This is a genomic window from Streptomyces sp. 891-h (assembly GCF_022760275.1).
In the GTDB taxonomy this organism is placed as follows: domain Bacteria; phylum Actinomycetota; class Actinomycetes; order Streptomycetales; family Streptomycetaceae; genus Streptomyces; species Streptomyces spirodelae.
This window is the reverse complement of record NZ_CP050693.1, coordinates 4,284,848-4,309,896: the sequence shown is the minus strand read 5'-3', so window position 1 is coordinate 4,309,896 and position 25,049 is coordinate 4,284,848. Positions and strand designations below refer to the sequence as shown.

Genomic DNA, 25,049 nt, shown 5'->3' with positions numbered 1-25,049 from the left:
CGGAGCACGTGAGCAGCACGTACGGGAGGACGCCATGAAGGACGCCACGGCGATCGTCGGCATCGGCCGGACGCCGTTCGCCAAACGGCTTCCCGAATCCGAGAAGGCCCTCGCCTGCCGCGCGATCCTGCACGCCCTGGACGACGCGGGAATAGCGCCCGCCGAGGTGGACGGCTTCGCCTCGTACACCATGGAGGAGACCGACGAGGTCGAGGTCGCCAAGTCGATCGGCGCGGGCGACGTGACGTTCTTCTCCAAGGTCGGCTACGGCGGCGGCGGTTCCTGCGCCACCGTCGCGCACCTGGCCGCCGCCATCGCCACCGGACAGGCGACCGTCGGTGTCGCCTGGCGCTCCCGCAAGCGCGGCTCCGGCGGCCGCCCGTGGCGCGACACCACCGTGCAGCTGCCCACCCCCGCGCAGTGGACCCGCCCCTTCGGACTGCTGCGCCCCGCCGACGAGATCGGCATGCTCACCCGCCGCTACATGCACGAGTACGGCGCCACCCGCGACCACCTCTTCAACGTCGCGCTGGCGTGCCGCAACCGCGCCAACCAGAACCCCGCAGCGATGATGTACGAGCGGCCGCTGACCCGCGAGATGTACATGACCTCCCGCTGGATCAGCGAACCCTTGTGCCTGTTCGACAACTGCCTGGAGACCGACGGCGCACTGGCGTGCGTCCTGGTCTCCGCCGACCGGGCGCGCGACTGCCGCAACAAGCCCGTCTATGTGCACTCAGCAGCGCAGGGCCTGCCCGCCCAGCACCACGGAATGGTCAACTACTGGGCCGAGGACCCGCTGCACGGACCCGCCTGGACGGCCGCCGGACAGCTCTGGAAGCACGCCGATCTGTGTCCACAGGATGTGGATGTCGCCCAGATCTACGACGCCTTCACCGCGCTCATCCCGCTCTCCCTGGAGGGGTACGGCTTCTGCGAGCGCGGCGAGGGCGCGGCCTTCACCGAGGGCGGCGCGCTGGAGATCGGCGGACGGCTGCCCCTCAACACCTCCGGGGGCGGCCTGTCCGAAGCCTATGTGCACGGCTTCAACCTGATCACCGAGGGCGTCCGCCAACTGCGCGGCACCTCGACGGCCCAGGTGCCCGACGCCGCCACCTGCCTGGTGACGGCGGGCGAGGGCGTACCCACCTCCGCGCTGCTGCTGAGGAGCTGACAGCCATGACCACCACTGTGACCGGCCCTGCGGAGACCGGACTGCTGCTGCCCGTACCCGACGACGACGGAGCATCCTTCTGGTCCTACACGGCCGACGGCGAACTGCGCGTACAGGCGTGCTCCCGCTGCGGGGAGCGCCGCTTCCCGCCCCGGCCCTGCTGTCCGCACTGCCAGTCGTTCGACAGCGAGTGGCAGCGCATGAGCGGGCGCGGCCGCATCTGGTCGTACGTGGTGGCCCATCCCCCGCTGCTACCCGGCTACGCCGAAGCGGCCCCCTACGCCGTCCTCGTCGTGGAACTGGCCGACGATCCGGCGATCCGGCTGGTGGGCAACCTGGTGGCCGCGCCGGACGCGCCACTGGGCCCCGCAGCCGCCGGCAAACTGCGCATCGGCGCCCCGGTACGGGTGGTCTTCCGCGAAGTCGCCCACGGCGAGCGGCGGATGACCGTGCCCCGCTGGATGCTGGAGCGGCCGTGACCATCCACGTCGAACGGCAGGACGGCGTGGCGACGGTGACACTGGACAACCCCGGGAAGCACAACGCGCTCGACCTGGCCGACGCGCGATCCCTCGCCGGCATCTGGCGCGACCTGCGCACCGACGGCTCGGTACGCGCCGCGGTGGTCACCGGAGCGGGCGGCCGGGCCTTCTGCACGGGCATCGACCGCGCCGCCGTCGCGCGACAGGGCGCCGTACCCCAGCCCTGCGCGCCCTTCGCCGTCGAGGACCCGCTGCTGCGGATCGGGCCCAAGAGCAACGATCTGTGGATACCCGTCATCGCCGCCGTCGAGGGCATGGCCTGCGGCGGCGCCTTCTATCTGCTGAGCGAGGCGGAGTTCCTGGTCGCGACCGAGGAGTCCGCCTTCTTCGACCCCCACACCAGCTACGGAATGGTCAGCGCGTACGAGGCCATGGGCATGGCACAGCTGATGCCGTTCGGCGAGGCCGCCAGGATGGCACTGATGGGCACCGCCGAACGGATCTCCGGACGCCGCGCCTACGAGACCGGCCTGGTCTCCGAACTCGCTCCCACCGGAGGAGCGCTGGAAGCGGCACTGCGCTGCGCCCGGACGCTGGCCTCCTACCCGCCCGGAGCCGTCCAGGGCACGGTGCGCGCTGTATGGGCCGCGCGAGAAGCCGCCCGCGACCATGCGAGGGCACTCGCGGCGCCGTTGATCGCCCTCGGCAACGTGCCGCCGTTGCAGCAGGCGGAACTCTTCGGAGCGCGTCGCAAGGGTGGGCCGCCCCGGGTGCGCTGAACCGTGTCCGGCGGACCGCACCCCTTACGGGGGCGCTATTTGCACCGATACGGGGGGCGCTACTGCACCGAGCTGACCTCGCACTGCTTGACCTTGCGCATGTCCTCGGGGTGCTCCATGGCCACCTCGACGGTCTTGCTGCTGCCCGCCCGTACGACGGCCACGGCGGAGCCCGTGTCGACGATCTCGCCGTTCACGTCGCGGAAGTTGACGTTGACGGTGAAGGTTCCCTTGCGAGTGCCCGAGTTGCGGACCCGGACGGTGGCACCGGGCTCCTTCTTGACCTCGAGGTTCCTGCCCTGGGCCGCGACGCACTGGGCGATGGTGCCGGACCCGCGGGCCTGACCGCGGTTCGATCCGCTGGAGGTGCTGCTGGAGCTACCGCTGGACGTGTTCCCGGAGGTGTAGCCGCCGCTGCTGCCGTAGTCGTCGTCGTAGTCGTTGTCGTAGTCGTAGTCGCCGGAGCTGTGGCTGCTGGACTTCTTGCTGCTGCACCCACCGCCACCGTGCCCGCCGCTGCTGCGGCTCTTGCTGCTGCCGCCGCTGTGGCCGCCCGACGAGCGGGCCGGGCTGAATCCGCTCAGCGCCACCAGCACAAGGGTGACGGCGGCGAGCAGCTTGAGATGGCGCATCCGCTTCATGTGACTCCCCCGATGAGTAAGCGTGCCGCGACGCACCGGAACCGACCCCGGTACTTGTCGCGTGCAGTACAACTACTATCACCGCCTCAAGACGCCAGCAGTGGCGAGGGGGTTCCCGGCGGCGTAGCGTCGAATACGGATCACGCACCCGTGCGGCGCCGGGAGCGGCGCCGGAAAGCGAGGCGAGACCATGATCCGTAACGTGATCGGGTCGCTGCTCGCCCTCCTCGGAGCGGCGGCCGCCGTGTACAGCCCCTTCCGACCGTGGTACGGCGGCCGTCCCGGGCGTGATTTCCGCATCCCCGAGCTCTTCGAGCCCGGTGGCATCACCAGCGCCGACGCGGCCCTGTTCAGCGGCCTGTTCGTACTGATGCTGGTCGTCGCGGTGGTGGCCGTGCTCGGCGTGCTGTTCCGCTCCCGGTCGGTCGTGGGAGTGGCGGGCGTGCTGGCGCTGGGCTTCACCATCCTGTGGATGGTGCGGCAGGGGCAGGCCGTCGGAAGCCTCTCCGCCGGAAACACCGGAGGGCTCGCATCCGGTGCCGGGCTCGCCCTCGGCAGCGGATTCCTGCTGCTGCTCGCGTCCGCGTTGATGACGGGCCGGCGTGGTGCGGCCCGGGGACGGCACGCGGCGCCGCCCGCTGGGGTGTCCTCTTCGCGCGGGCCCGAAGAGGACACGCTGGAACAGCCGTTCGCGGGCCCTCCGCCCCCGGAGCCCGGCGCCCCGCCCCCGGGCCGCCCGTTCAAGGGCCCCCAGGCGGAGGACGACCACCGCGACGCGGCCTGAGCGGAGCGCCCCGTCAGGGGCGCGGGGAACTGCGCGAGCAAGCCTGGGGGCACCTCCCGGCCGGAGGCTGGGGGAACACCCGCAGTCGGCAGACGACAGCAAGGGGCACGCCCTGCCCGGCCCCGGCGCAGCCGCGAAGGCTCAACCGGAATGGCGGGCCTGACCGGTTCCCTTGGTGGCATCGAGCGCGTAGACGCAACGGTCCTTGCTGCACGCGTACACCACACCTCCGACGGCCACCGGCGACCCGGTGATCTCCCCACCGGTGGCCAGCTTCCACCGGAGCTGGCCACCGACCGCGTCGACGGTGTAGAGGCAGTGGTCGGCCGACCCGAAGTGGACCCGGCCGTCGGCCACCACAGGCGCTCCCACCACATCGGCGCCCGTCGCGAAGCGCCAACGCGGCGTTCCGCTCACCGCGTCGAGGGTGTACAGGGCGCTGCCGCTGCCCAGGTGCACCAGCCCGTCGGCGGTGACCACCGGCTCCGTCGAGTGCCGCGCCTCGGTGGCGATGCGCCAGCGGTCGTGGCCGCTGCCGGAGTCGAGCGCGTAGACGGTGCCCAGATAGTCCGCGAGGTAGACGCCGCCGCCCGTCACCCCGGGCCCCGGGACGAAGGCGGGCGGGCACAGGAAGGCGGCCGGGGCGTCGAACCGCCACCGTTCCCGGCCCGTCGCGGCGTCCAGCGCGAACACCCGGGAGCCCGCGCAGACATACACGGCCCCGTCCTCGGCCGTGGTCACCCGTACGGGGACGCCACCCGTCGCGGAGGCGTCACCGACCGGATACGTCCACCGCTCGGCACCGGTACGCGCCTCCAGCGCGTACAGCCGCCCGTCCGCCCAGGTGTAGACGACGCCCTCGGCGATGACGGGGCCCGCCTCGGGGGTCTCGAAGTCGGCCTGCGCGCCGGTCAGTTCCCACAGCTTCTCGCCGCTGGCGGCCTCCCAGGCCTGGACGCCGCCGCCCCGGGTGCCGGTGACCACGGTGCCGCGCTCGACCTGGAGCGAGTAGACCCAGCCGTCGGTGGCCAGCCGCCAGCGCTCCGAGCCGTCGGTGGCGTCGAGCGCGTACAGGCTGGGCCCGTCCGAGGCGTGCACCCGCCCGCCGGAGACCGTCATCGACCAGGCGACCTCCCGCGTCTTGAACTGTCTGCGCCCACTCGCCACATCCAGCGCGTGCACCTCGAACGAGGTCACGTACACCAGGTCGTCGGCGACGACGGGCGAGCCCCATACGTCGTTCGACATCCGGAACCGCCAGGGCCGCCAGCGCTGCGGGCCGCCCGGCTGCGGCCCCGTGCCGCCCGGCCGGCCGGGGCCCGCCGACGGCGGGGACTGCACGGCGTGCGGCGCGGGCGACGACGGCTGTGCCGGCACCCCGGCCGACGGCTGCTGGAACGGCGGTACGGCGGGCGGGGGCGGGGCGAGCCCCTGGTCGGAGCCTCCGGCGTGCCGGGGCCCGGGTGCACCGTAGGGGCGCGCCAGCGGGTGGGGGGCGGACGGCGCGGGGGCGGGCGCCCCCGCCGGGGCGGCCTGAGCCGCCGACGCGGCGGACGCTCCGGGGGTCGCCGAGGGCGCCGACTGGTGCGGGAGCTGCGCGTAGGGCTGCGCCGCCGAGGACTGCGGGGTGCCTTCCTGGCCGCCACCCGGCGGGCGCACCCAGCCGGAGGTCGAGGCGGCTTCCGAGTCCCGTCCGGTCTCGTCGGGGCGCCGTGGCCCTGGGCCGATCGGCACCTGTCCGCCGGCGAGCTGTACGGACGCGCCGTCGGCGTTCGCCGGCTGAGAGGCGGGACGCGAGACCACGGGCCCCGAGCCGGAGCCCTGACCCGGCTCGGAGCCCCCGGAGCCGCCCGGAGTGCCAGGGGCGCCACCGGGGGAGCCAGGAGCGCCGGAAGCGCCGGAAGCGCCGGAAGCGCCTCCGACAGCGCGTGGGCCGGCCGGGATGCCCTGGTCCCACTCGGCGGCACCCGGCGCGGCCGCCGCGTTGCCGGACGCCGCACCGGGCCCCGCGGCTGCCGCTTCCCGGCCCGCGACCGAGCGCCCGGCGGCCGGGGGCCCGCCGGGTCCCACGGACCCCAGCGCGGAGCCCGCACCGCCACCGTCGGCGCCGCCACCACCGCCACCACCGACGGCGGCAGCCGCACCAGCGCCCGGGCCCGCGTTCGCGCCTGCGCCCACCGCGTCGCCGGAGCCGCCCGCGTCACCGTTGCCGCTCCCCTGGCCACCGGACCCGGACCCGGAGCCTGCCGCGCCCGCGCCCGCCGCGGCGGCCGCCGCGTTCTGCCTGCGCATCGCACGGCCGCCCCTGCGGCGCTCGATCAGCGAGACGGCCGTGGACGGCAGCCACGCCGAGACCGTGCCGCTGTCGTCGCTGCCGGCGCCGAACAGGTGCGGCGCGAGCTGTGCCTGCAGGTCCGCGGGCGTGGGCCGCTCCTCGGCGTTCATCCGCATACAGGACTCGATCAGGGGCCGCAGCTCGTCCGGCAGCCCCTCCAGGTCGGGTCCCTCGCGCAGCAGCATGAAGACCGTCTCCACGGGGTTGGCCCCGTGGAAGGGCGCGTGCCCGGTGGCGGCGAAGACGAGTGTCGAGGCGAGCGAGAAGATGTCGCTGGCCCCGGTGACGCTGCGGGAGTCGCGCGCCTGCTCGGGCGACATGTAGGCGGGCGTACCGACGGCGACGTTCGTCATGGTCAGCCGGGTGTTGGAGACGCCCGAGGCGATGCCGAAGTCGATGACGCGGGGGCCGTCCTCCAGGACGAGCACATTGGACGGCTTGAGGTCGCGGTGCACCAGACCCGCGCCGTGAATGGACTGCAGCGCCTCGGCGACGCCCGCCGCCAGCCAGCGCACGGCCTGGACGGGCACCGGTCCGCACTCGGTGACTATTTCCTCCAGGGAGGGCGCGGGAACATAGGCGGTGGCCAGCCACGGCACGGCCGCGCGCGGGTCGGCGTCCACGACGGCGGCGGTGTAGAAGCCGCTGACGGCCCGCGCCGCCTCCACCTCGCGGGTGAAGCGCACCCGGAAGAGCTGGTCCTCCGCCAGTTCGGTGCGCACCGTCTTGATCGCGACGCGGCGGCCGGACGCCGAGCGTGCGAGGTAGACCAGCCCCATACCGCCGGAACCGAGACGGCCCAGCACCTCGAACGGGCCGATCCGCCGCGGATCGTGCTGTGTAAGCTGCTCCACCACTTGTCCTGCCACCTCCCCGTAGGGGCCGTAAAATCTGCCCGTTCCCGCCCCGTGCAGCCTCTCACTGCCGTGCCGGACCTGGCGGTCCGGACGCCGATTCTTCCTGGCGAACGCGCCGGTTGCGAACCCGGGGGCGGCACGTAAGTGTCTTCGTGGTCCGACAAAGCCCGGAATCACCCGGAGAATCCGGCACGCGGCCTTGATTGCGTATCACCCCAATTGCCCCCTCGGCCGCCGACAACCGGAGCGCACCCCATTTGCCCGCTGAAGAATCGCGGGCGGATCACCCCTCGGTAAGCTGACGGCATGACAGGACAAGTGCGAACCGTCGACGGCAGGGTGGCCGGACGCCGCGGTCAGGCGACGCGGCAGAAGCTGCTCGACTGCCTCAGCGAGATGCTCAGCTCGTCGCCCTACCGCGACGTCAAGGTCATCGATGTGGCGCGGAGAGCCGGCACCTCTCCGGCGACCTTCTACCAGTACTTCCCCGATGTCGAGGGCGCCGTCCTGGAGATCGCGGAGGCCATGGCCAAGGAGGGTGCGGGCCTCACCGAGCTGGTGGCCGGCCGCTCCTGGGTGGGCAAGGCGGGCAGGCAGACGGCCGAGGACCTGGTGGAGGGTTTTCTGACCTTCTGGCGCAAGAACGACGCGATCCTGCGCGTGGTCGATCTGGGCGCGGCGGAGGGCGACAAGCGGTTCTACAAGATCCGCATGAAGATCCTCAACTCGGTCAACAACTCCCTCGCCGACGCGATCAAGGATCTGCAGTCCCGGGGCAAGGTCGACAAGGAGATCAACGCAGCCGCTGTCGCCGGCTCCCTGGTCGCCATGCTCGCCTCCGTGGCCGGCCACCAGAAGGGCTTCCAGAGCTGGGGCGTCAAGCAGTCCGAGCTCAAGCCCAGCCTCGCCCTCCTCGTCCACCTCGGCGTGACCGGCAAGAAGCCCGCCAAGTAACCGTCAGTCCGTCCGCCGACCCGGCCGATTCGTCCCCCCAGCCCGGCGTTCCAGACGGAAGATACGGATGCGCCGTTCGATCCGCGCCTGATAGACGGCATACGGCGGCCAGAACCGCAGCAGTTCCCGCCACGCCTCCTCTCGTTCGTCCCCCTCCAACTGCCGTGCCCGTACCGGGATGTCCCTTCCCCGGTAGTTGATCCATGCCTCCGGGTGCCGACGCAGATTCGCCGTCCACGCCGGATGTTCCCGCCTGCCGAAGTTGCTGCCCACCAGCAGCCAGCTGTCCCGCTCCTCCTCGGGCATGCACGCCAGTGGCGTACGCCGCGGCTGTCCGCTCCTCGCTCCTGTCGAGGTCAGCACGATGCCGGGCAGCAGCTGGGTGCTGAGCATCGTCCTGCCGCCGGACAGCCGGTGCACCGCCCGGTCCAGGGCCGGGATCACATGGGGTGCGATCCGTGCGAACGCTCTGGTGGACGAGGTCTTCTGGACCAGCCTCAAGCCGCTGTTCCCGGCCATCAGACAGCGACCCCCTGTCCCTCGCGAAGCTCGAACAGTGCCGCACGCTCCGCGGCACACGCGCGCAGCCGGTGCACGGGCCCGAACAGCAGCTCGTCGCCCGCCGCACGCTTGAAGTACAGGTGCGCCTCGTGCTCCCAGGTGAAACCCACACCGCCGTGCAGTTGCACCGCCTCGGCGGCGGCCAGCCGCAGCGCCTCCAGCCCCTGCGCCAGCGCCGTCCCCCCGGCCGTACCCTCGGCCGCCCCCTCGGCAGTCGCGCCATCGCCGTCTGCGGCATCGCGGTCTGCACCACCGCCGTCTGCGGCATCGCCGTCCGTCCGCCCGGCCCGCTCCGTCCGGCCACCAGCCGCCCACGCCGCGTAGTACGCGGCCGAGCGCGCCGCCTGCACCTGCACGTAGACGTCCGCCAGCCGATGCCGTACCGCCTGGAACGAGCCGACGGGTCGCCCGAACTGCTCACGCACCTTGACGTACTCGACGGTACGGGCGAGAGCGGCGTCGGCGGCCCCCACCGCCTCGGCGGCCAGCACCGCTGCGACCCGCGGCCCCGCCGCCGTCAGCGCCGGGCAGATGTCTTCGACGCTGTCACCGAGCGGCGCGGCGGGGACGTCGCGCAGCTGCACGCGGGCGACGGGGCGCGTCCCGTCGAGCGCGGTCTGCCGGGTGCGTACGAGGCGGCCGACACCCCCGCCGCTGTCCGCGTCGCCGCAGTCGACGAGGAAGAGCATCGTCCGGCTGCGCGCGAAGCCGCCCGCGTGTGCGGCGACCAGCAGCAGACCGGCGCTGTGACCGCCGAGCACCTGGTCCGCCTCCCCGTACAGCCGCCAGCCCGCATCCGAGCGCCCGGTGTGCGCAGTGCCACCGGCGGGCCCACGATCCCCGGCGTGCCCAGGGCTCCCGGTGTGCCCGGCGCTGCGGGTCGCCTGTACGCCGCCCGCGCGCTCGCCGCCGGCCCAGCCAAGGGCGGCGGAGTCGGTCAGTCCGAGCGCCGGGGCGAGAGCGCTGCCCGGCACGGCGAGGGCCGCGGTCAGCTCCCCGGAGGCGAGGCGGGGCAGCAGGCGGGCGCGCTGGTCGACGGTGCCCAGCGCGGCGATGAGCGGCGCCGCGAGTCCGGCCGTCGGCAGCAGCGGTGAGGGCAGCAGCGCGCGGCCCGCCTCCTCGCAGGCGAGGGCCAGTTCGAGGGTGCCGCAGCCGACGCCGCCGTACGCCTCGGGCAGCGCCAGGCCGGGCAGCCCGAGCTGGCCCGTGAGGGTGCGCCACAGGGCGGTGTCGTATCCCTCGGGGGTGAGCGCGGCTGCCTTCACCTCGTCGGGCCCGCAGCGGCGCGCCAGCAGCTGCCGCAGGGTGCGCCGCAGCTGCTCCTGCTCCTCGGTGAACGCGGTATCCATCGGCGGCGCCCCCTCGGGACAGACGGTGAACTGACGAGGCGTCATGTTAGAGAGGGCCGGGCGGGAAGCCCAGAGCCGCGCACCCTGCCGTCGAGGCACGCACCCTGCCGTCGGAGCACAGAGCTGATGTACCGTCAGCTCCATGCCGGTCGCCGACACCCGCAGCATCCATCGCACCGGCCGCCGCGTCGCGGTCGCCGGAGTCGCTCTCTCCGACACCGGGAAGGTCGACACGGAGCGGGCCGAGACGGCGACGCCGTACGCACTGCACGCACAGGCGGCCCGCCGCGCCCTGGCCGACGCCGGGCTCGACCGCTCCCGGGTGGACGGTCTGGCCTCGGCCGGACTGGGCACCCTGGCGCCGGTGGAGGTCGCCGAGTATCTGGGTCTGCGGCCCACCTGGGTGGACTCGACCTCCGTCGGCGGCGCCACCTGGGAGGTGATGGCGGCCCACGCGGCCGACGCCGTCGCGCAGGGCCGGGCCGACGCCGTGCTGCTCGTCTACGGCTCGACAGCGCGTGCCGATCTCAAGGCCCGCCGCCGCACCGCCAACCTGTCCTTCGGTGCGCACGGTCCCCTGCAGTTCGAGGTGCCGTACGGGCACACGCTCGTCGCCAAGTACGCGATGGCGGCCCGGCGGCACATGCACCAGTACGGCACCACCCTCGAACAGCTCGCCCAGGTCGCCGTCCAGGCCCGCGCCAACGCGGCGGCCAATCCGGAGGCGCTGTACCGCGAACCGATCACGGTCGACGACGTACTGTCCGGACCGCTGATCGCCGACCCGTTCACCAAACTGCACTGCTGTGTGCGCTCGGACGGCGGCTGCGCCGTACTGCTCGTCGCCGAGGACCTGGTGCCCGACCTGGCCACCGAGCCGGTGTGGATTCTCGGCTCCGGCACGGCGGTCTCCCATACGACGATGTCCGAGTGGGAGGACTTCACCGTCTCCCCGGCAGCCGCCTCAGGACGTGCGGCGTTCACGCGTGCCGGAGTCACCCCGCAGGACATCGACCTGGCGCAGATCTACGACGCCTTCACCTATATGACCCTGGTGACACTGGAGGACCTGGGCTTCTGCGCCAAGGGCGAGGGCGGCGCGCTCGTCGAGCAGGGGCGGCTGCTGCGCGACGGCGAGCTGCCGGTCAACACGGACGGCGGCGGTCTGTCCGCCTGCCATCCCGGTATGCGCGGCCTGTTCCTGCTGGTCGAGGCGGTACGCCAACTGCGCGGCGAGGCGGGCGAGGGCCGACAGGTCCGCCGACGGGACGGCACACTGCCCGAACTGGCCGTCGCCTCCGGAACAGGCGGCTGGTTCTGCTCCTCGGGAACGGTGGTACTGGGGCGTGACTGAGGGCACCCATGAGGCCGCCGCCAGTCGCGACCCGGCGACACAGCGGGCCTAGAAGCGCTGGTACATGATGTGCAGGCCCACATAGCCGTGCTTCGGGTGCAGGAAGCCTTCCTCCAAGGTGCCGACGATCTCGAAACCGAGCGACTTCCACAGTGCGACGGCACGGGTATTGGTCTCCACCACGGCGTTGAACTGGATCGCCCGGTAGCCCTCCCGCTTAGCCCACTCCAGCACATGCTCGCCCAGCGCCCGGCCGACCCCCTTGCCGCCGCCGTCCGGGTCGACCATGAAGCTGGCCCCGGCGATGTGCGAAGCGCCGCCCATGTGGTTGGGGTTCATCTTGGCGGAGCCCAGTACGCTCCCGGCGTCGTCCACGGCCACCACGGTGCGGCCGGGCGGCTGGAGCATCCACGTGCCGCGGGCGTCCGGCTCCGCCATGTCGCGGGGATAGGTGTAGGTCTCCCCCGCGGCGACGATGCGCTGGAAGAAGGGCCAGATGGCGGGCCAGTCGGCCTCGGTGGCTGTTCGGATCTGCACCGGCCCAGGATGCGGCACGCGCCCCCGATGCCGCCAGCGACTATCCGCGCCGGCCGGGGGCCGGCCGGAAGACCGGCACGACGGGCTCCGGGGGGCTCCCCCGCTCCCGCTCCCGGGCGCCCTCCTCGGCCTCTGCCTCCGTGCCGCCCGCACGGCGGAAGGCCACCCTGAGCTCCATCCCCACCCGGAGCGACTCCGGCGGGCATCCGGTGATCTCCGTCATCATCCGGGGCCCTTCCGCGAGCTCCACGACGGCGGCCACGTACGGAACACGTGTGTCGAACGGCGGCAGGTCGTTGCGGTGGACGACGGACCAGGTGTAGAGCGTCGCCCGTCCGTCCGCCTCCTCCCAGTCGACGTCCTCGCTCCAGCAGTGCGGACAGAACTCGCGCGGGTAGTGATGCGCGGCGCCGCACCCCTCGGCCCCGCAGCGGCGGATGAGGAGCCGCCCCGCTGCCGCAGCGCGCCAGTACGGAGCGGTGAACGCGTCGACGCCGGGGAGGTCGAACCGCTGCCGCGCCCCCGGTGCCGCCTCACCCGGTGTTCCGCCCATGGAGCCGCACCTCCCGCTCGACCTGACGCTGCGTCAGTTCTAGCCGCTGCCGCGTAAGCCCGCAAGGGTGGACCCACCGACCTAGGATGGTCGTCATGCCCATGTCCGACAGCGGCACACCCGTCCACATTCTCGGGGCCGGGCCCGGGGGCCTGGCCACCGCCGCGGCCCTGCGGGAGCGCGGCATCAGCGCGGTCGTACTGGAGCGGTCCGACACCGTCGGCTCGTCCTGGCGCGGCCACTACGACCGGCTGCGGCTGCACACAGCGCGGACCCATTCCGCGCTCCCGGGCCTGCCCATCCCCCGCGCGTACGGGCGCTGGGTGGCCCGGGACGACCTCGTGCGCTACCTGGAGCGGTACGCGGCACACCACAGGATCGAGGTGGCAACGGGCGTCGAGGTGCACAGGCTGGAGCGAGCCGACGGCGCACAGGCCGCCGAAGGCGGGCAATGGGTGCTGCACGCCAACGGCGGGCGACGGCTGACCGCGCCCGCCGTCGTGGTCGCCACCGGTTACAACCACACCCCGCACCTGCCCGACTGGCCCGGCCGCGACGGCTTCACCGGCGAACTGCTGCACGCCTCCCGCTACCGCTCCCCCGCGCCCTACGCGGGCCGCGACGTAGTGGTGGTGGGCGCGGGCAACACAGGCGCCGAGATCGCCGCTGATCTGGCCGAGGGCGGCGCCGGGCGCGTCCGCCTCGCCGTCCGGACGCCACCGCACATCCTGCGACGCTCCACCCTCGGCTGGCCCTCGCAGCGCAGCGCCATCCTGTGCCGGAGGCTGCCGGTACGGCTGGTGGACCGCATGGCGGCGCCGCTGACCAAGCTGTCCGTGCCGGACCTGACCCCTTACGGGCTGCCGCGCCCCGACGCCGGCCTGTACACCCGGGCGCGGCAGGGCGCCGTCCCGGTGCTCGACGTGGGCCTGGTGGACGCGGTGCTGCATGGGAAGGTCGAGCCGGTGGCCGCCGTCGAGTCGTTCGAGGACGGCAAGGTGCTGCTGGCCGACGGGGACACGGTGACGCCCGAAGTCGTCATCGCCGCCACCGGGTACCGGCGCGGTCTCGATGAGCTGGTCGGCCACCTGGAAGTGCTGGACTCCCGAGGGGTGCCCCGCGTCCACGGTCGCCGCACCCACCCCGCGGCTCCCGCCCTGTATTTCAACGGGTTCTCCAACCCGCTCAGCGGCGGCCTGCGCGAACTCGCCCTGGACGCCCGCCGGATAGCCAGGGCGGTGGCGCGCGCGGCCGGGTGAGGCGGGGCGAGGCCGGGCGGGGCCGGGTGAGTCCGAGTGGGGCCGGGTGAGGCCGAGTGGGGCCGGGTGAGGCCGAGTGGGGCCGGGTGAGGCCGGGCCACCGCCAGGGGGTTACTGACGCAGTGTCAATTCAGTAATCTGACAGAGCGTCAGTTCCAGGGAGGCGCCAGTCCCCGGCAGGCCACCACACGGGAGTGGGCGAGAGAACATGCTCGGATCGACTCACGGGACCCTCACCATGACCCCCCGCTCGGCCCGGGTGCTGGCCTGCGGCGGGCGTACCGGCGGCGCCGTGCACAGCAGCGCCGACGGCGCCGCCGACGTCGCACTCGATGTCAGCGGACGCCCGCTGCACGCGCCCGTGCCCGACCTGGACCGGTTCTTCCACCCGGAGGCCGTGGCCGTCGTCGGCGCCTCGGACGCCGAGAGCCGCCCCAACGCGGGCATCACCCGCCAGTTGCTGGCGTGGGCCCAGCGCGTCGGTGCCCGTCTGCACCCGGTGCATCCCCAACGCCGCGAGGTGTTCGGACTGCCCTGCGTCCCCACCGTCGCCGCGCTGCCCGAGCCGGTGGACGTGGCCGTACTGCTCGTCGCCGACCCGCTGCCCGTCGTCGAGCAGCTGGCCGGGACCAGGACCCGGTTCGCCGTCGTCTTCGCCTCCGGTTTCGCCGAGACGGGCGAGGAGGGCGGGGCCGCGCAGGTGCGGCTCGCCGAGGGCGCCGCCCGCTCCGGGGTGCGGCTCCTGGGCCCGAACACCAACCTCAACGCCTTCGAGCACTTCCGCGACGACCTCGAAGGGCCCGCCATCGCGCTGATCACACAGTCAGGCCACCAGGGGCGCCCCCTCTTCGCCCTCCAGGAGCTGGGCATCCGTCTCTCGCACTGGGCACCGACCGGCAACGAGGCGGACCTGGAGACGGCCGACTTCCTCTCCTACTTCGCCACCCTGCCCGAGGTCGGGGCCGTCGCCGCGTATGTGGAAGGGCTCAAGGACGGCCGCGGCTTTCTGCTGGCGGCCGACCGTGCCGCGCGCAGCGGTGTGCCCGTCGTCGCCGTGAAGGTGGGCCGCACCGAGGCCGGTGCGCGTACCGCCGCCTCGCACACCGGGAAGCTCACCGGAGCGGACGTCACGGTGGACGCGGCGATGCGGCAGTTCGGCGTCATCCGCGTGGCCGGGCTGGACGAGCTCCAGGACACCGCCGCGCTGCTGGCCCGCGCCCGGCCGCCGCGCGCCGAGGGAGTGGCCGTCTATGCCATCTCGGGCGGCACCGGGGCCCACTTCGCCGACCTGGCCACCGCAGAGGGGCTGCGGCTGCCCGCTCTCTCCGCCGCCAAGCAGGCCGAGCTGCACCAGTGGATTCCCGCTGACCTCTCGGTCGCCAACCCCGTCGACAGCGGCGGGCACCCGGTGGGCGACTGGCGCGGCCGCAAGATCATCGACGCGCTGCTGGCCGACCCGGACGTCGGGGTGCTCGTCTGTCCCATCACCGGCCCCTTCCCCCCGATGAGCGACAAGCTGGCCAGGGACCTGGTTGCCGCAGCCGAGGAGACGGACAAACCGGTCTGCGTCATATGGGGATCCCCCGTCGGCACCGAGGACGCCTACCGGCACACCCTGCTGGGCTCTTCCCGGGTGGCGACCTTCCGCACCTTCGGCAACTGTGTGCGCGCCGTCCGCGCCTACCTCGACCACCACCGCTTCACCCGTGCCTACCGCTCGCCCTTCGACGAGGCGCCCCGCACCGCCTCCCCCTCGCTGCGCAAGGCCCAGGCACTGCTGCGCCCTGGACATCAGCTGAGCGAGCACGCGGGCAAGCAACTGCTGCGCGCGTACGGGATTCGCGTACCGCGCGAGCAGCTGTGCACCAGCGCGGCCGGCGCGGTGCGCGCGGCGGCGCAGGTGGGCTACCCGGTGGTGATGAAGGCGTCCGCACCGCAGCTCGCGCACAAGAGCGAGTACGGCCTCGTCCGCCTCGGGCTCACCTCGGCCAGCCAGGTGCGCGACACCTACCGGGAGCTGACGGAGATCGCACGCGTCGAGGAGATCGAGCTGGACGGCGTGCTGGTGTGCCAGCTGGTCGCCCCGGGCGTGGAGATGGCCGTCGGCATCACCCAGGACGAGCTGTTCGGGCCGACCGTGACGGTGGGGATGGGCGGCGTCCTGATCGAGGTGCTGCGGGATGTCGCCGTGCGGGTCCCGCCGTTCGGTGAGGACCAGGCACGCGCGATGCTCGGGGAACTGCGGGGCGCCGCGCTGCTGGAGGGCGTGCGCGGCAGGCCGCCCGCCGATGTGGACGCGCTGGTCGAGGTCGTCCTGCGGGTGCAGCGGATGGCGCTGGAGCTGGGCAGGGCCGACCCCGGCCCGGGCCATGGCACCGGCACCGGCACCGGCACCGGCACCGGGAGTGGTGGCGGCGGGCTGGCCGAGCTGGATATCAACCCGCTGGTCGTCCTGGAGCGCGGGCAGGGCGCGGTGGCGCTCGACGCGCTGGCCGTCTGCCGCTGAGCCCCGGCGGCGGCCGCCCGGCACCGAGCGGCGCCACGGCGCCCGTGAAAGGAGCTGCACGTTGACGTCCTCCCCCCGTGATCCGTCCCCCGGGGCACCCTTGACGGCCCCGGAAGTCCTGGACGAGTCCCTGGAAAAAGTTGTAGCGCAGGCCACTGACAACGCCGTGTCGTGGATCACTCTCGACCGCCCGCACGCGCTGAACGCGCTGACCTTGGAGCAGCGCGAGCGCCTCATCGGTCTGCTGGCCGACGCCTCGGCGAGCCCGGGAGTGAGGGCTGTCGTCCTCACCGGGCGGGGCCGGGGGTTCTGCGCGGGTGCCGACCTCAAAGGCGCCCCGGGCGGCGGGGAGCGGGTGGCGGGCGATGTGGCCCGTACGCTCGAACGGGGTGCGCAGCGGCTGGTGACGGCCGTGCTGGACTGTGAGAAGCCGGTGCTCGCGGCGGTCAACGGCACAGCGGCGGGGCTCGGCTGCCACCTCGCGCTCGCCTGCGACCTGGTGCTGGCCGCCGAGGAGGCGTCGTTCGCCGAGGTCTTCGTACGCCGGGGCCTGGTGCCGGACGGCGGAGGCGCCTATCTGCTGCCCAGGCTGGTGGGGCCGCAGCGGGCGAAGGAGTTGATGTTCTTCGGGGACCGGCTGCCCGCGTCCGAGGCCGAACGTCTCGGCCTGGTCAACCGGGTGGTGCCCGCCGACACCTTGGAGCGGACGGCTCGGGAGTGGGCCGGGCGGCTGGCGGCCGGGCCGACCCGTGCGCTGGCGCTCACCAAGCGGCTGGTCAACTCCTCGCTGGACGGGGACCGTGCGGCCGCGCTCGCGGCGGAGGCGTGGGCGCAGGAGATCAACATGGCCACCAGGGACGCGCGGGAGGGCGTGGCCTCCTTCGCGGAGCGGCGCAAACCCGGCTTCGAGGGACGGTAGAGCGCCATGGTTACGCTGGAGTTGCCGAGCGCCGAGCGCGGCCCGGTGACCAGGACAGTCCGGACCTTCCGATCTGACGAAGCATCAGGTGCAATGAACCCATGATGGGACACGCTGGAATGGCAGCCACCGCGGTGCGCTACCTGCGCGCCGCAGGCGCACCGTCGCCACGCGCCACGCGCGGCTCCCGGGAGACCCGGCGCGGCACCGAGCGGGCCGCGGAGCCCGGCGCGCTCCCCCGGCCCGAGCTGCGCGCCGTGCGCGAGGACGAACGCGCCCCCGTGGACCCGGCCCACTTCCGCCGCGTACTGGGCGGCTTCGCCTCCGGGGTGACCGTGGTCACCGCTCCGGCGGCCGAAGGCGAGCAGAGCCCGGCCGGGTTCGCCTGCCAGTCGTTCGCCTCCCTCTCGCTGGAGCCGCCGCTGATCTCCTTCATGGTGGGCCGCGCCTCCACGAGTTGGCCCCGGATCGCCCGCGCCAGCGTCTTCTGCGTGAACGTCCTCACGGCCTCCCAGGGCGAGCTGTGCCGCGCCTTCGCGGTGAGCGGTGCCGACAAGTTCGCCGGGGTCTCCTACTCCCCCGCGCCGGTCACCGGCTCGCCACTGCTGGAGGGCGTGGCGGCGTGGATCGACTGCGAGATCCACGCCGTGCACACGGGCGGCGACCATCTCATCGTCGTCGGCCGGGTCCGCGCCCTGGACACCGCCGAGAACGCGCAGGAGCCGCTGATATTCCACCGGGGACAGCTGGGCACCTTCGCACCCCTGGACGCCGGCAGCTGACCACCGGCGACCGTCGGGAAGGGGCGCTCCCGCTCACGCGGAGTGCACCTCCAGTCCCGTCCGGCCGGGTGCCAGCTCCGGGCGCAGCACCAGATCGGCGTCGTAGTCGCCGCCCGCCTCGTACCGGAAGGGCAGCGGCGCGAGCGCGTCCAGGCCGAGCAGCCTCTCCCGCAGCTCCTCCTGACGCTCCTTGACGTCCGCCTCGGTCGCGCGGTCGGCGCCGTAGACGACGAACGGGGGCAGCGCCGCCATGCCCGTGTACCAGAACGTGCCGTGGTGCAGCGGGAAGAGCACGTCGTTGACGTACCCGTGGATACCGCGCGGGCCGAAGCTGGAACGCCGTGCCCCGACCGAGGTGACGACCATGGCGCGCTTCCCGGCCAGCCCGCCGTCCCCGTACCGCCGGACGCGGCCGGCCTCGTCCCGCACTCCGAACGCGAAGCCCTGCACCAGCACCCGGTCGAACCAGCCCTTGAGGATGGCGGGCGGCCCGAACCACCACAGCGGGAAGTGGAAGACCAGGGTGTCGGCCCATTCGATCTTCTCCTGCTCGGCGCGGATGTCCGGGCTGAGGCCGCCGGTGAGGTAGCCGTCCTCCTGCGCGTCCCCGACCAGCAGCCGCTCCCCCGGCCGCTGTCCGCCGGGGAAGTCCGCACCGTCGACGACCGGCTTCCAGCCCATCGCGTACAGATCGGACTCCCTCACCTCATGGCCGCCTTCCCGCAGCGCGGCCACTCCGGTGTCACGCAGTACGGCGTTCAGGGAGCGGGCTTCCGGGTGGGCGAAAATCCACAGCGTCTTCATGCCACTGAGCATGCGCCCGGGTGAGCACCGAAACGAGTGGCCGGATGGACGGCTAGTGAAAGATTCCGGCCACGCCTCACCCCGCCACGGCTCAACCCCGCCGCAGCTCACTCCGCCTGCTGCGCCGGTGCCCCCGCCTCCGGCTGTGTGCGGCGCTGCACCACCAGCGCCATCAGTGCCGCCATGGCGCACAGCACGCCCGTGCCGGTCCACGCCATGTCGTACGACCCGGTGGCGTCCCGTACGAGCCCCGCCAGGAAGGCGATCAGCGAGGCACCGGCCTGGTGCGAGGCGAGCACCCAGCCGAAGACGACCGCACCGTCGGCGCCGAAGTGCTCACGGCACAGCGCCATGGTGGGCGGCACGGTGGCGACCCAGTCGAGTCCGTAGAAGACGATGAAGAAGAGCATCGGCGGCTGCACACTCGCGGCGAACAGCAGCGGCAGCACCAGCAGGGACAGCCCGCGCAGCCCGTAGTAGACCGCCAGCAGCCTGCGCGCGTCGAACCGGTCGGTCAGCCAGCCGGAACAGACCGTGCCCACCAGGTCCAGCACCCCGATGAGGGCCAGCAGGGAAGCCGCGACAGGAACGGCCATCCCGTGGTCGTGTGCGGCAGGCACGAAGTGCGTGCTCATCAGCCCGTTGGAGGAGGCGCCGCAGATCGCGAACGTCCCGGCCAGCAGCCAGAAGACCCGGGTGCGGGCCGCCGTGCGCAGCACCGACAGGGTGCGCCGCAGCGCGCCCGTCGTATCAGTGCGCGGGGTCACGTAGTCGGCACCGGCACCGTACGGACGCAGCCCCACGTCCTCGGGGCGGTCCCGCAGCAGCCACACCACCAGCGGCACCACAGCGAGTGCCGCACCGCACACCACCAGGGAGGCGGTGCGCCAGCCCGGGCCCTCCACCATCAGCGCAACCAGGGGGAGGAAGACCAGCTGCCCGGTCGCGCTTCCGGCGGTCAGGATGCCGCTGACCAGGCCGCGCCTGGCGACGAACCAGCGGTTGGCCACTGTGGCGGCGAAGGCGAGCGCCATGGAGCCCGAGCCGACGCCCACCAGCAGCCCCCAGCAGAGCACCAGTTGCCACTCGCTGTGCATGAAGACGGTCAGCCCGCTGCCCGCCGAGATCAACAGCAGCGCCGCCGTGACGACCTGGCGTATGCCGTAGCGCTCCATCAGCGCCGAGGCGAACGGCGCGGTGAGCCCGTACAGCAGCACATTCAGCCCGACGGCGAACGAGATGGTGCCGTGCGACCAGCCGAACTCCCGGTGCAGAGGGTCGATGAAAACGCTCGGTGTCGCCCGGAAACCGGCGGCGCCCACGAGCGCGACGAAGCACACCAGGGCGACCCACCAGGCGCGGTGCACACGCGAGCCGTGAGGAGCCGAACCGGCGGATGGTGAACCGGGCGAAAGCGAGCCGGCAGGGCGTGGTTCGGACAGCGGTTCAACGGGGTCGGCGCCGCCCTTCCCGGACGGCCTCGGGGAGAGGGTCTCAGTCACGCGGACCAGCCTGTGCGACGGTGACGGGCCGATCGAGTGGCCCGAGAGCCACCATGTGCGAGGATCGGGCCATGGCTGTTTTCACCCGCCCCGGACTGCACAAGGTCGCCGTCCTGGTGCGGCACGGTCTGCTGCCGATCGAACTGGGCATCCCGCACGCCCTGATGGGCAGGGCGAGGTCGGCCACCGGTGAGCGGTTGTACGAGGTCGTCACCTGTGCGGTCGTCCCTGGCCCGATCCGCACGGAGGGCGACTTCACCGTCAATGTGGACCACGGCACCGAGGCGCTGGCCGAGGCGGACACCGTGATCGTCCCGGCCGCGCACGACAGGGACGAGCCGTACGACCGTGGCGCGATGAACCCCGGGCTGACCGAGGCGTTCGCCCGCATCCGTCCCGGCACCCGGGTCGCGTCCATCTGCACGGGCGCCTTCGTACTGGCCGCCGCCGGACTGCTGGACGGCAAGCGGGCCACAACACACTGGCGCGCCAGCGAGCGCTTCCAGCGCCTCTTCCCGAGCGTCCGGCTCGACTCCGACGTGCTCTACGTCGACGAGGGCTCCGTCCTCACCTCTGCGGGCATCGCCTCGGGCGTCGATCTGTGTCTGCACATGATCCGACGGGACCACGGCGCTGCCGTGGCCAACGCGGTCGCCCGTACCACTGTCGTACCGCCGCACCGGGACGGCGGGCAGGCCCAGTTCATCCGCCGTCCCGTCCCCGAACCGCGCGTCTCCTCCACCGGAGCGGCGCGCGCCTGGGCACTGCGCCACCTCGACCGCCCCCTCACCCTGCGCGAACTCGCCGCGTGTGAGTCGATGAGCGTGCGCACCTTCACCCGCCGCTTCCGCGAAGAGGTCGGGATGAGCCCACAGCAGTGGCTCACTCAGCAGCGCGTCGAGCGCGCCCGTCACCTGCTGGAGGAGAGCGATCTGTCCATCGACCGGATCGCCGCCCGGGCGGGCTTCGGCTCCGCTTCGACACTGCGGATGCACTTCCAGGCAGCGCTGGGCGTCTCACCGAGCGCGTACCGCCGTACGTTCCGCACGGGTGCGGCAGCAGACACCGGAAGCGGCACCGGTATGGCGACGGACGGGAGCAGATGAGCATGGAGGAGCACCGCACGACCACCGGAGCGAGGGTTTTCACCCGCCGAGGGCGGCACCGGGTCGCGGTACTGGTCAGACACGGGGTGATTCCGATGGAGCTCGGCCTGGTGCACCAGGTGTTCGGCCGGGCGGCCACCCCGGAGGGTGAGCCGCTGTACGAGGTGGTCACCTGTGCCGTCACCCCCGGAGCTGTCCGTACGGACGCCGATTTCCCCATCCATGTCGCGCATGGCACCGAAGCGCTGGGGGAGGCCGACACGGTCGTCGTTCCGGCCACCCATGAGCCGGACCAGACGGAGACCGAAGGGACCCTGCCCGAACCGCTCCGCCAGGCGCTCGCCCGCATCCGCCCCGAAGCGCGTCTCGCGTCCATCTGCACGGGCGCCTTCGTACTGGCCGCCGCCGGACTGCTGGACGGCAAGCGGGCGACGACGCACTGGATGTCCACCGACAGCTTCCGCGCCCTGTATCCGGCCGTCCGGCTCGACCCCGATGTGCTCTACGTGGACGAGGGCTCCGTGCTGACCTCCGCGGGCGAGGCGGCCGGGATCGACCTGTGCCTGCACATCGTGCGGGGTGACCACGGCGCTGCCGTCGCCAACGCGGTGGCGCGGCGCACTGTCGTACCGCCGCACCGGGACGGCGGACAGGCCCAGTTCATCCGCCGCCCGGTGCCCGAACCGCGCGTCTCCTCCACCGGAGCAGCGCGCGCCTGGGCACTGCGCCACCTCGACCGCCCCCTCACCCTGCGCGAACTCGCCGAGCGCGAGTCGATGAGCGTGCGCACCTTCACCCGCCGCTTCCGCGAAGAGGTCGGCGTCACCCCGCTGCGCTGGCTCAATCAGCAGCGCATCGAACGCGCCCGTCAGCTGCTGGAGGAGAGCGCACTTCCTGTCGAACGCATCGCCTCCCAGGCGGGCTTCGGCACGGCTGCCTCCCTCCGTCAGCACTTCCAAGCGGCGCTGGGCGTCTCCCCGCGCGCCTACCGCCGTACGTTCCGCGCGGAGGCGGAGAGCGCGGCTGCCTAGCGGTAAGGGCTGCTCCTCGGCTCCCCGGCAGCGGGACGCACATCCCGAAGGGACGAGGCGAGAGGCGCGAGGCCCCGGCTGGTCAGTCCTGAAAGGTGAGCACCGCGCGGGCCACCCGGCCGTGGTGGGCGTCGTCGGCCGCCGCTGCGAACTCCTCGACCGGGTAGGTGCGGGTGACCAGTTCGTCCAGCAGCAGCCGCCCCTGCCGGTACAGGTCCGCATACAGCGCGATGTCGCGGGGCGGCCGGGAGGAGCCGTAGCGGCAGCCGAGGATGGACTTGTCCAGGAACAGCGCTGCGGGCAGGAAAACCGCCTCCGCTTCGGCCGGTGGCATCCCCAGCAGCACCGCCTGACCGTGCCGGTCGAGGAGATCGACGGCCTGCCGTACGAGTGCGGTGCTGCCGACGCACTCGAAGGTGTGCGCGGCGCCGCTGGGCAGGATCTCCTTGACTGCGGCCACTGTTCCCCCTGCGCCGTCCCTCCGTGAGGCGTCCACGAAGTGGGTGGCGCCGAACTGTCGGGCTACCGCTTCCTTCTCCGGGTCGGCGTCCACCGCCACGATGGGGTACGCGCCCGCGAGCCTGGCCCCCTGCAGCACATTGAGCCCGACGCCCCCGGCACCGATCACCACCACCGACTCGCCCTGACCGACCTCGGCGCGGTTGAGCACGGCGCCGACGCCGGTGAGAACGGCGCAGCCGATCAGCGCGGCTGAGGTGAGGGGGATGTCGTCGGGGACCGGGGTGGACTGGACGGCCTTGACCACGGTGCGCTCGGCGAAGGCCGAGTTGGCGGCGAAATTGTACAACGGCTCGCCGCCCCGGGTGAACGGCTGCTCGGGCCTGCCGATGGCCCGGGGGCACATGGTGGGGCGGCCTCGAGCGCACTGGGGGCACGCGCCGCAGTTGGCGATGGTGGACAGCGCCACGTGGTCTCCGGGCGCCACATGCACCACGCCTTCACCGACGGCCTCGACCACCCCGGCGCCCTCGTGGCCGAGCACGACCGGCCGTGGGAAGGGGATCGTTCCGTCGATGACGGACAGGTCACTGTGGCACAGCCCGGCCGCGCGGATGCCCACGAGCACCTCGCCGGGGCCCGGCGCCCGGACCACCAGGTCGTCGACGACCTCGGCCTCTCCGCCTTCCAGGATCACGCCTCTCATGCCACTCCCGCTCCCCTCACCCCACTGGTCACGACGGTGCCCCGCTGGTCGTGGGACACGACGGGCCCCCGCCCGTCACAACGGCACCTCGCCTATCACGACGGCCCCCTGTCACGACGGCCCTCCTGTCACGACGGCCAGACGATCGACTGGAGCTCGCTGTAGGCGTGCAGCCCGAACGAGCCGCCGTCCCGGCCGACTCCGGACTCCTTGAAGCCGCCGAACGGTGTCTCCGGGTGCCGCTGGACGGTGTTGATGCCGACGTTGCCACTGCGCAGCCGCCCCGCCAGCCGCCAGGCGCGGCCGGTGTCGCTGCTGAAGACGTAGTCGTAGAGGCCGTAGGGGGTGCTGTTGGCGATGCGTACGGCCTCGTCGTCGTCCGCGAACGGGAGAACGACCACCACGGGGCCGAACAGCTCCTCGCGGGCGACGGTCATCTCCGGTGTGACGCCGGTGATCAGGGTCGGCGCGACGTAGAAGCCGGTGGCCGGGCGAGTGGGCCGTTCGCCGCCCACCAGCACCGTCGCGCCCTGCTCCCGGGCGCCGGCGACATACGCCTCGACGCGGTCGCGCTGGGCCGCGGAGATCACCGGCCCGACCACGGTTCGCTCGTTCGTGGGATGGCCGAGCGTCAGTGCGGAGGCGTACCGTGAAAGCGCAGTCACGAACTCGTCGTGGAGCGAGTCGTGAACGAGCACACGCGTCGGTGCCGTACAGATCTGGCCGCTGTGAAACGCCCAGGTCGAGGTGACCGAGCCCAGTGCTGCCTCGCGGGCCCTGCCAACCGCGTCGTCCAGCACCAACGCCGCACCCTTTCCACCCAGTTCCAGCAGGGTGCGTTTCATCCCTCGTCCCGCGTTCCCAGCGATCTCCTTTCCCACGGAGGTGGAGCCAGTGAAACTGATCATGTCGACGTCCGGGTGTGCCACCAGGGCCTCACCCGGCCCGGGGCCCGACCCGGTGACGACGTTGTAGAGCCCGTCCGGCAGCCCCGCCTCCTGGAGCAGCGGGCCCAGCTCCAGGCAGCTCAGCGGGTCCTGCGGCGCCGGCTTGCAGACCACGGCGTTGCCCATGGCCAGCGCGGGCGCCACCTTGCCCGCGAGGTTGACCACGGGGAAGTTGTAGGAGGTGATGCACCCGACCACGCCGACGGGACGGCGTACGGCGGCGGCGCCGATCAGTCCGCCGGGGGCCAGCGCACTGGGCCCCACGGGCTGCGGCGCCAGGGGCACGGTGTCCGGTTCGAGCGCGCCGCGCGCGTAGCGCCGGAAGCGGTCGGCAGCAGTGGGCAGCTGCATACCGCGTGCGACCTTGAGCGTGGCGCCGGTCTCGGCCTGCAGCAGCGGCACGAGTGCGCCGGCGCGCTCGATCAGCAACTCGGCGATCCGCTCCAGCACCCGGGAGCGCTCGCGCGGGTCCGTGACGGCCCATGCCTCCTGGGCGGCGCGTGCCGCGCGGACGGCCGCGTCCACGTCGGCGGCGCCCCCTTCGGGAGCCTCGCCGACCAGCAGCTCGGTGGCCGGGTCGATGACCGGGTAGTGGCCGCGCGCGGGCTGGTGCCAGTCGCCGTCGATCCAGTGCCGGTAGGCCCTGGGCGGCCCCGGCACATCCGGAG

22 protein-coding genes are annotated in these 25,049 nt (G+C 73.0%); 12 read left to right on the top strand and 10 right to left on the bottom strand.

The features are described 5' to 3' along the window. The first annotated feature begins 34 nt into the window (after positions 1-34). The 3 genes from HC362_RS18865 to HC362_RS18855 are packed head-to-tail and all read left to right on the top strand — an operon-like array spanning position 35 to position 2,435. Positions 35-1,174, top strand: coding sequence for a lipid-transfer protein (locus HC362_RS18865; RefSeq protein ID WP_243085139.1), 1,140 nt, complete (start codon positions 35-37; stop codon positions 1,172-1,174). 5 nt (positions 1,175-1,179) lie between these two features. Continuing rightward, complete coding sequence (locus HC362_RS18860) at positions 1,180-1,653, top strand: OB-fold domain-containing protein (protein WP_243085138.1); 474 nt, start codon at positions 1,180-1,182, stop codon at positions 1,651-1,653. Further along, on the top strand, positions 1,650-2,435 hold the full coding sequence (locus HC362_RS18855; protein WP_243085137.1) for an enoyl-CoA hydratase/isomerase family protein: 786 nt from the start codon (positions 1,650-1,652) through the stop codon (positions 2,433-2,435). Before HC362_RS18860 ends, HC362_RS18855 begins: the two co-directional genes overlap by 4 nt. A gap of 59 nt (positions 2,436-2,494) precedes the next feature. Here the strand turns inward: HC362_RS18855 and HC362_RS18850 are convergent, their stop codons facing one another. Continuing rightward, positions 2,495-3,076: a hypothetical protein gene (locus HC362_RS18850; RefSeq protein WP_243085136.1), complete on the bottom strand. Its 582-nt coding sequence runs from the start codon at positions 3,074-3,076 to the stop codon at positions 2,495-2,497. A 190-nt stretch (positions 3,077-3,266) separates the two neighbouring features. On the opposite strand from HC362_RS18850, the gene HC362_RS18845 reads away from it, so the two are divergent. Further along, positions 3,267-3,860, top strand: coding sequence for a hypothetical protein (locus tag HC362_RS18845; RefSeq protein ID WP_243085134.1), 594 nt, complete (start codon positions 3,267-3,269; stop codon positions 3,858-3,860). A 141-nt stretch (positions 3,861-4,001) separates the two neighbouring features. On the opposite strand, the gene HC362_RS18840 is transcribed toward HC362_RS18845, so the two are convergent. Continuing rightward, complete coding sequence (locus tag HC362_RS18840; RefSeq protein ID WP_243085131.1) at positions 4,002-7,052, bottom strand: PQQ-binding-like beta-propeller repeat protein; 3,051 nt, start codon at positions 7,050-7,052, stop codon at positions 4,002-4,004. 306 nt (positions 7,053-7,358) lie between these two features. Here HC362_RS18840 and HC362_RS18835 point away from each other — a divergent pair, with 306 nt between their 5' ends. Next, the gene (locus HC362_RS18835) at positions 7,359-8,006 is read left to right on the top strand and encodes a TetR family transcriptional regulator (RefSeq protein WP_243085129.1); all 648 of its coding nucleotides are present in this window, start codon (positions 7,359-7,361) and stop codon (positions 8,004-8,006) included. A 3-nt stretch (positions 8,007-8,009) separates the two neighbouring features. On the opposite strand, the gene HC362_RS18830 is transcribed toward HC362_RS18835, so the two are convergent. Both HC362_RS18830 and HC362_RS18825 read right to left on the bottom strand, forming a co-directional pair. After that, positions 8,010-8,525: a nitroreductase/quinone reductase family protein gene (locus tag HC362_RS18830; RefSeq protein WP_243085128.1), complete on the bottom strand. Its 516-nt coding sequence runs from the start codon at positions 8,523-8,525 to the stop codon at positions 8,010-8,012. Next, positions 8,525-9,916, bottom strand: a complete 1,392-nt coding sequence (locus HC362_RS18825) for an acyl-CoA dehydrogenase family protein (RefSeq protein WP_243088694.1) — start codon at positions 9,914-9,916, stop codon at positions 8,525-8,527. Before HC362_RS18825 ends, HC362_RS18830 begins: the two co-directional genes overlap by 1 nt. Positions 9,917-10,058: 142 nt before the next feature. Here HC362_RS18825 and HC362_RS18820 point away from each other — a divergent pair, with 142 nt between their 5' ends. Then, positions 10,059-11,270 (top strand): acetyl-CoA acetyltransferase, encoded by a 1,212-nt coding sequence (locus HC362_RS18820; RefSeq protein ID WP_243085126.1) that lies wholly within the window; start codon positions 10,059-10,061, stop codon positions 11,268-11,270. A 48-nt stretch (positions 11,271-11,318) separates the two neighbouring features. Here HC362_RS18820 and HC362_RS18815 read toward each other — a convergent pair whose 3' ends face one another. Both HC362_RS18815 and HC362_RS18810 read right to left on the bottom strand, forming a co-directional pair. Next, entirely contained in the window at positions 11,319-11,807 is a 489-nt protein-coding gene (locus tag HC362_RS18815; protein ID WP_243085125.1) for a GNAT family N-acetyltransferase, read from the bottom strand. A 40-nt stretch (positions 11,808-11,847) separates the two neighbouring features. Then, a complete protein-coding gene (locus tag HC362_RS18810; protein WP_243085123.1) occupies positions 11,848-12,360 on the bottom strand; it encodes a Zn-ribbon domain-containing OB-fold protein in 513 nt (170 codons plus the stop codon). 101 nt (positions 12,361-12,461) lie between these two features. Here HC362_RS18810 and HC362_RS18805 point away from each other — a divergent pair, with 101 nt between their 5' ends. The 4 genes from HC362_RS18805 to HC362_RS18790 all read left to right on the top strand — a co-directional run bounded on the left by HC362_RS18805 (position 12,462) and on the right by HC362_RS18790 (position 17,826). Continuing rightward, complete coding sequence (locus HC362_RS18805; protein WP_243088692.1) at positions 12,462-13,619, top strand: NAD(P)/FAD-dependent oxidoreductase; 1,158 nt, start codon at positions 12,462-12,464, stop codon at positions 13,617-13,619. 208 nt (positions 13,620-13,827) lie between these two features. Continuing rightward, positions 13,828-16,125, top strand: a complete 2,298-nt coding sequence (locus HC362_RS18800) for an acetate--CoA ligase family protein (protein WP_243085122.1) — start codon at positions 13,828-13,830, stop codon at positions 16,123-16,125. A 118-nt stretch (positions 16,126-16,243) separates the two neighbouring features. After that, on the top strand, positions 16,244-17,044 hold the full coding sequence (locus HC362_RS18795) for an enoyl-CoA hydratase-related protein (RefSeq protein WP_243088691.1): 801 nt from the start codon (positions 16,244-16,246) through the stop codon (positions 17,042-17,044). 101 nt (positions 17,045-17,145) lie between these two features. After that, complete coding sequence (locus HC362_RS18790) at positions 17,146-17,826, top strand: flavin reductase family protein (RefSeq protein ID WP_243085120.1); 681 nt, start codon at positions 17,146-17,148, stop codon at positions 17,824-17,826. 33 nt (positions 17,827-17,859) lie between these two features. Here HC362_RS18790 and HC362_RS18785 read toward each other — a convergent pair whose 3' ends face one another. Then, a complete protein-coding gene (locus HC362_RS18785) occupies positions 17,860-18,630 on the bottom strand; it encodes an NAD(P)H-dependent oxidoreductase (RefSeq protein ID WP_243085118.1) in 771 nt (256 codons plus the stop codon). A 107-nt stretch (positions 18,631-18,737) separates the two neighbouring features. After that, positions 18,738-19,997 carry an MFS transporter gene (locus HC362_RS18780; RefSeq protein WP_243085117.1) on the bottom strand — a complete coding sequence of 420 codons (1,260 nt, stop codon included), beginning with the start codon at positions 19,995-19,997 and terminating at the stop codon, positions 18,738-18,740. Between the two features lie 206 nt (positions 19,998-20,203). On the opposite strand from HC362_RS18780, the gene HC362_RS18775 reads away from it, so the two are divergent. After that, positions 20,204-21,238, top strand: coding sequence for a helix-turn-helix domain-containing protein (locus HC362_RS18775; protein WP_243085115.1), 1,035 nt, complete (start codon positions 20,204-20,206; stop codon positions 21,236-21,238). Further along, positions 21,235-22,269, top strand: a complete 1,035-nt coding sequence (locus HC362_RS18770) for a helix-turn-helix domain-containing protein (RefSeq protein WP_243085114.1) — start codon at positions 21,235-21,237, stop codon at positions 22,267-22,269. The genes HC362_RS18775 and HC362_RS18770 overlap by 4 nt, the downstream gene beginning before the upstream one ends. 82 nt (positions 22,270-22,351) lie before the next feature. Here the strand turns inward: HC362_RS18770 and HC362_RS18765 are convergent, their stop codons facing one another. Continuing rightward, positions 22,352-23,434: an alcohol dehydrogenase catalytic domain-containing protein gene (locus HC362_RS18765; RefSeq protein ID WP_243085112.1), complete on the bottom strand. Its 1,083-nt coding sequence runs from the start codon at positions 23,432-23,434 to the stop codon at positions 22,352-22,354. A gap of 128 nt (positions 23,435-23,562) precedes the next feature. Beyond that, positions 23,563-25,041 (bottom strand): aldehyde dehydrogenase family protein, encoded by a 1,479-nt coding sequence (locus HC362_RS18760; RefSeq protein WP_243088689.1) that lies wholly within the window; start codon positions 25,039-25,041, stop codon positions 23,563-23,565. Positions 25,042-25,049 lie beyond the last annotated feature (8 nt).

Excerpts from the sequence above, each read along its gene's own strand:
- HC362_RS18820 (WP_243085126.1), top strand. The coding sequence starts at position 10,059 with ATGCCGGTCGCCGACACCCGCAGCATCCATCGCACCGGCCGCCGCGTC.
- HC362_RS18865 (WP_243085139.1), top strand. The coding sequence starts at position 35 with ATGAAGGACGCCACGGCGATCGTCGGCATCGGCCGGACGCCGTTCGCC.
- HC362_RS18775 (WP_243085115.1), top strand. The coding sequence starts at position 20,204 with ATGGCTGTTTTCACCCGCCCCGGACTGCACAAGGTCGCCGTCCTGGTG.
- HC362_RS18790 (WP_243085120.1), top strand. The coding sequence starts at position 17,146 with ATGATGGGACACGCTGGAATGGCAGCCACCGCGGTGCGCTACCTGCGC.
- HC362_RS18785 (WP_243085118.1), bottom strand. The coding sequence starts at position 18,630 with ATGAAGACGCTGTGGATTTTCGCCCACCCGGAAGCCCGCTCCCTGAAC.
- HC362_RS18850 (WP_243085136.1), bottom strand. The coding sequence starts at position 3,076 with ATGAAGCGGATGCGCCATCTCAAGCTGCTCGCCGCCGTCACCCTTGTG.
- HC362_RS18810 (WP_243085123.1), bottom strand. The coding sequence starts at position 12,360 with ATGGGCGGAACACCGGGTGAGGCGGCACCGGGGGCGCGGCAGCGGTTC.
- HC362_RS18830 (WP_243085128.1), bottom strand. The coding sequence starts at position 8,525 with ATGGCCGGGAACAGCGGCTTGAGGCTGGTCCAGAAGACCTCGTCCACC.
- HC362_RS18765 (WP_243085112.1), bottom strand. The coding sequence starts at position 23,434 with ATGAGAGGCGTGATCCTGGAAGGCGGAGAGGCCGAGGTCGTCGACGAC.
- HC362_RS18860 (WP_243085138.1), top strand. The coding sequence starts at position 1,180 with ATGACCACCACTGTGACCGGCCCTGCGGAGACCGGACTGCTGCTGCCC.
- HC362_RS18770 (WP_243085114.1), top strand. The coding sequence starts at position 21,235 with ATGAGCATGGAGGAGCACCGCACGACCACCGGAGCGAGGGTTTTCACC.
- HC362_RS18800 (WP_243085122.1), top strand. The coding sequence starts at position 13,828 with ATGCTCGGATCGACTCACGGGACCCTCACCATGACCCCCCGCTCGGCC.
- HC362_RS18835 (WP_243085129.1), top strand. The coding sequence starts at position 7,359 with ATGACAGGACAAGTGCGAACCGTCGACGGCAGGGTGGCCGGACGCCGC.
- HC362_RS18845 (WP_243085134.1), top strand. The coding sequence starts at position 3,267 with ATGATCCGTAACGTGATCGGGTCGCTGCTCGCCCTCCTCGGAGCGGCG.
- HC362_RS18825 (WP_243088694.1), bottom strand. The coding sequence starts at position 9,916 with ATGGATACCGCGTTCACCGAGGAGCAGGAGCAGCTGCGGCGCACCCTG.
- HC362_RS18805 (WP_243088692.1), top strand. The coding sequence starts at position 12,462 with ATGTCCGACAGCGGCACACCCGTCCACATTCTCGGGGCCGGGCCCGGG.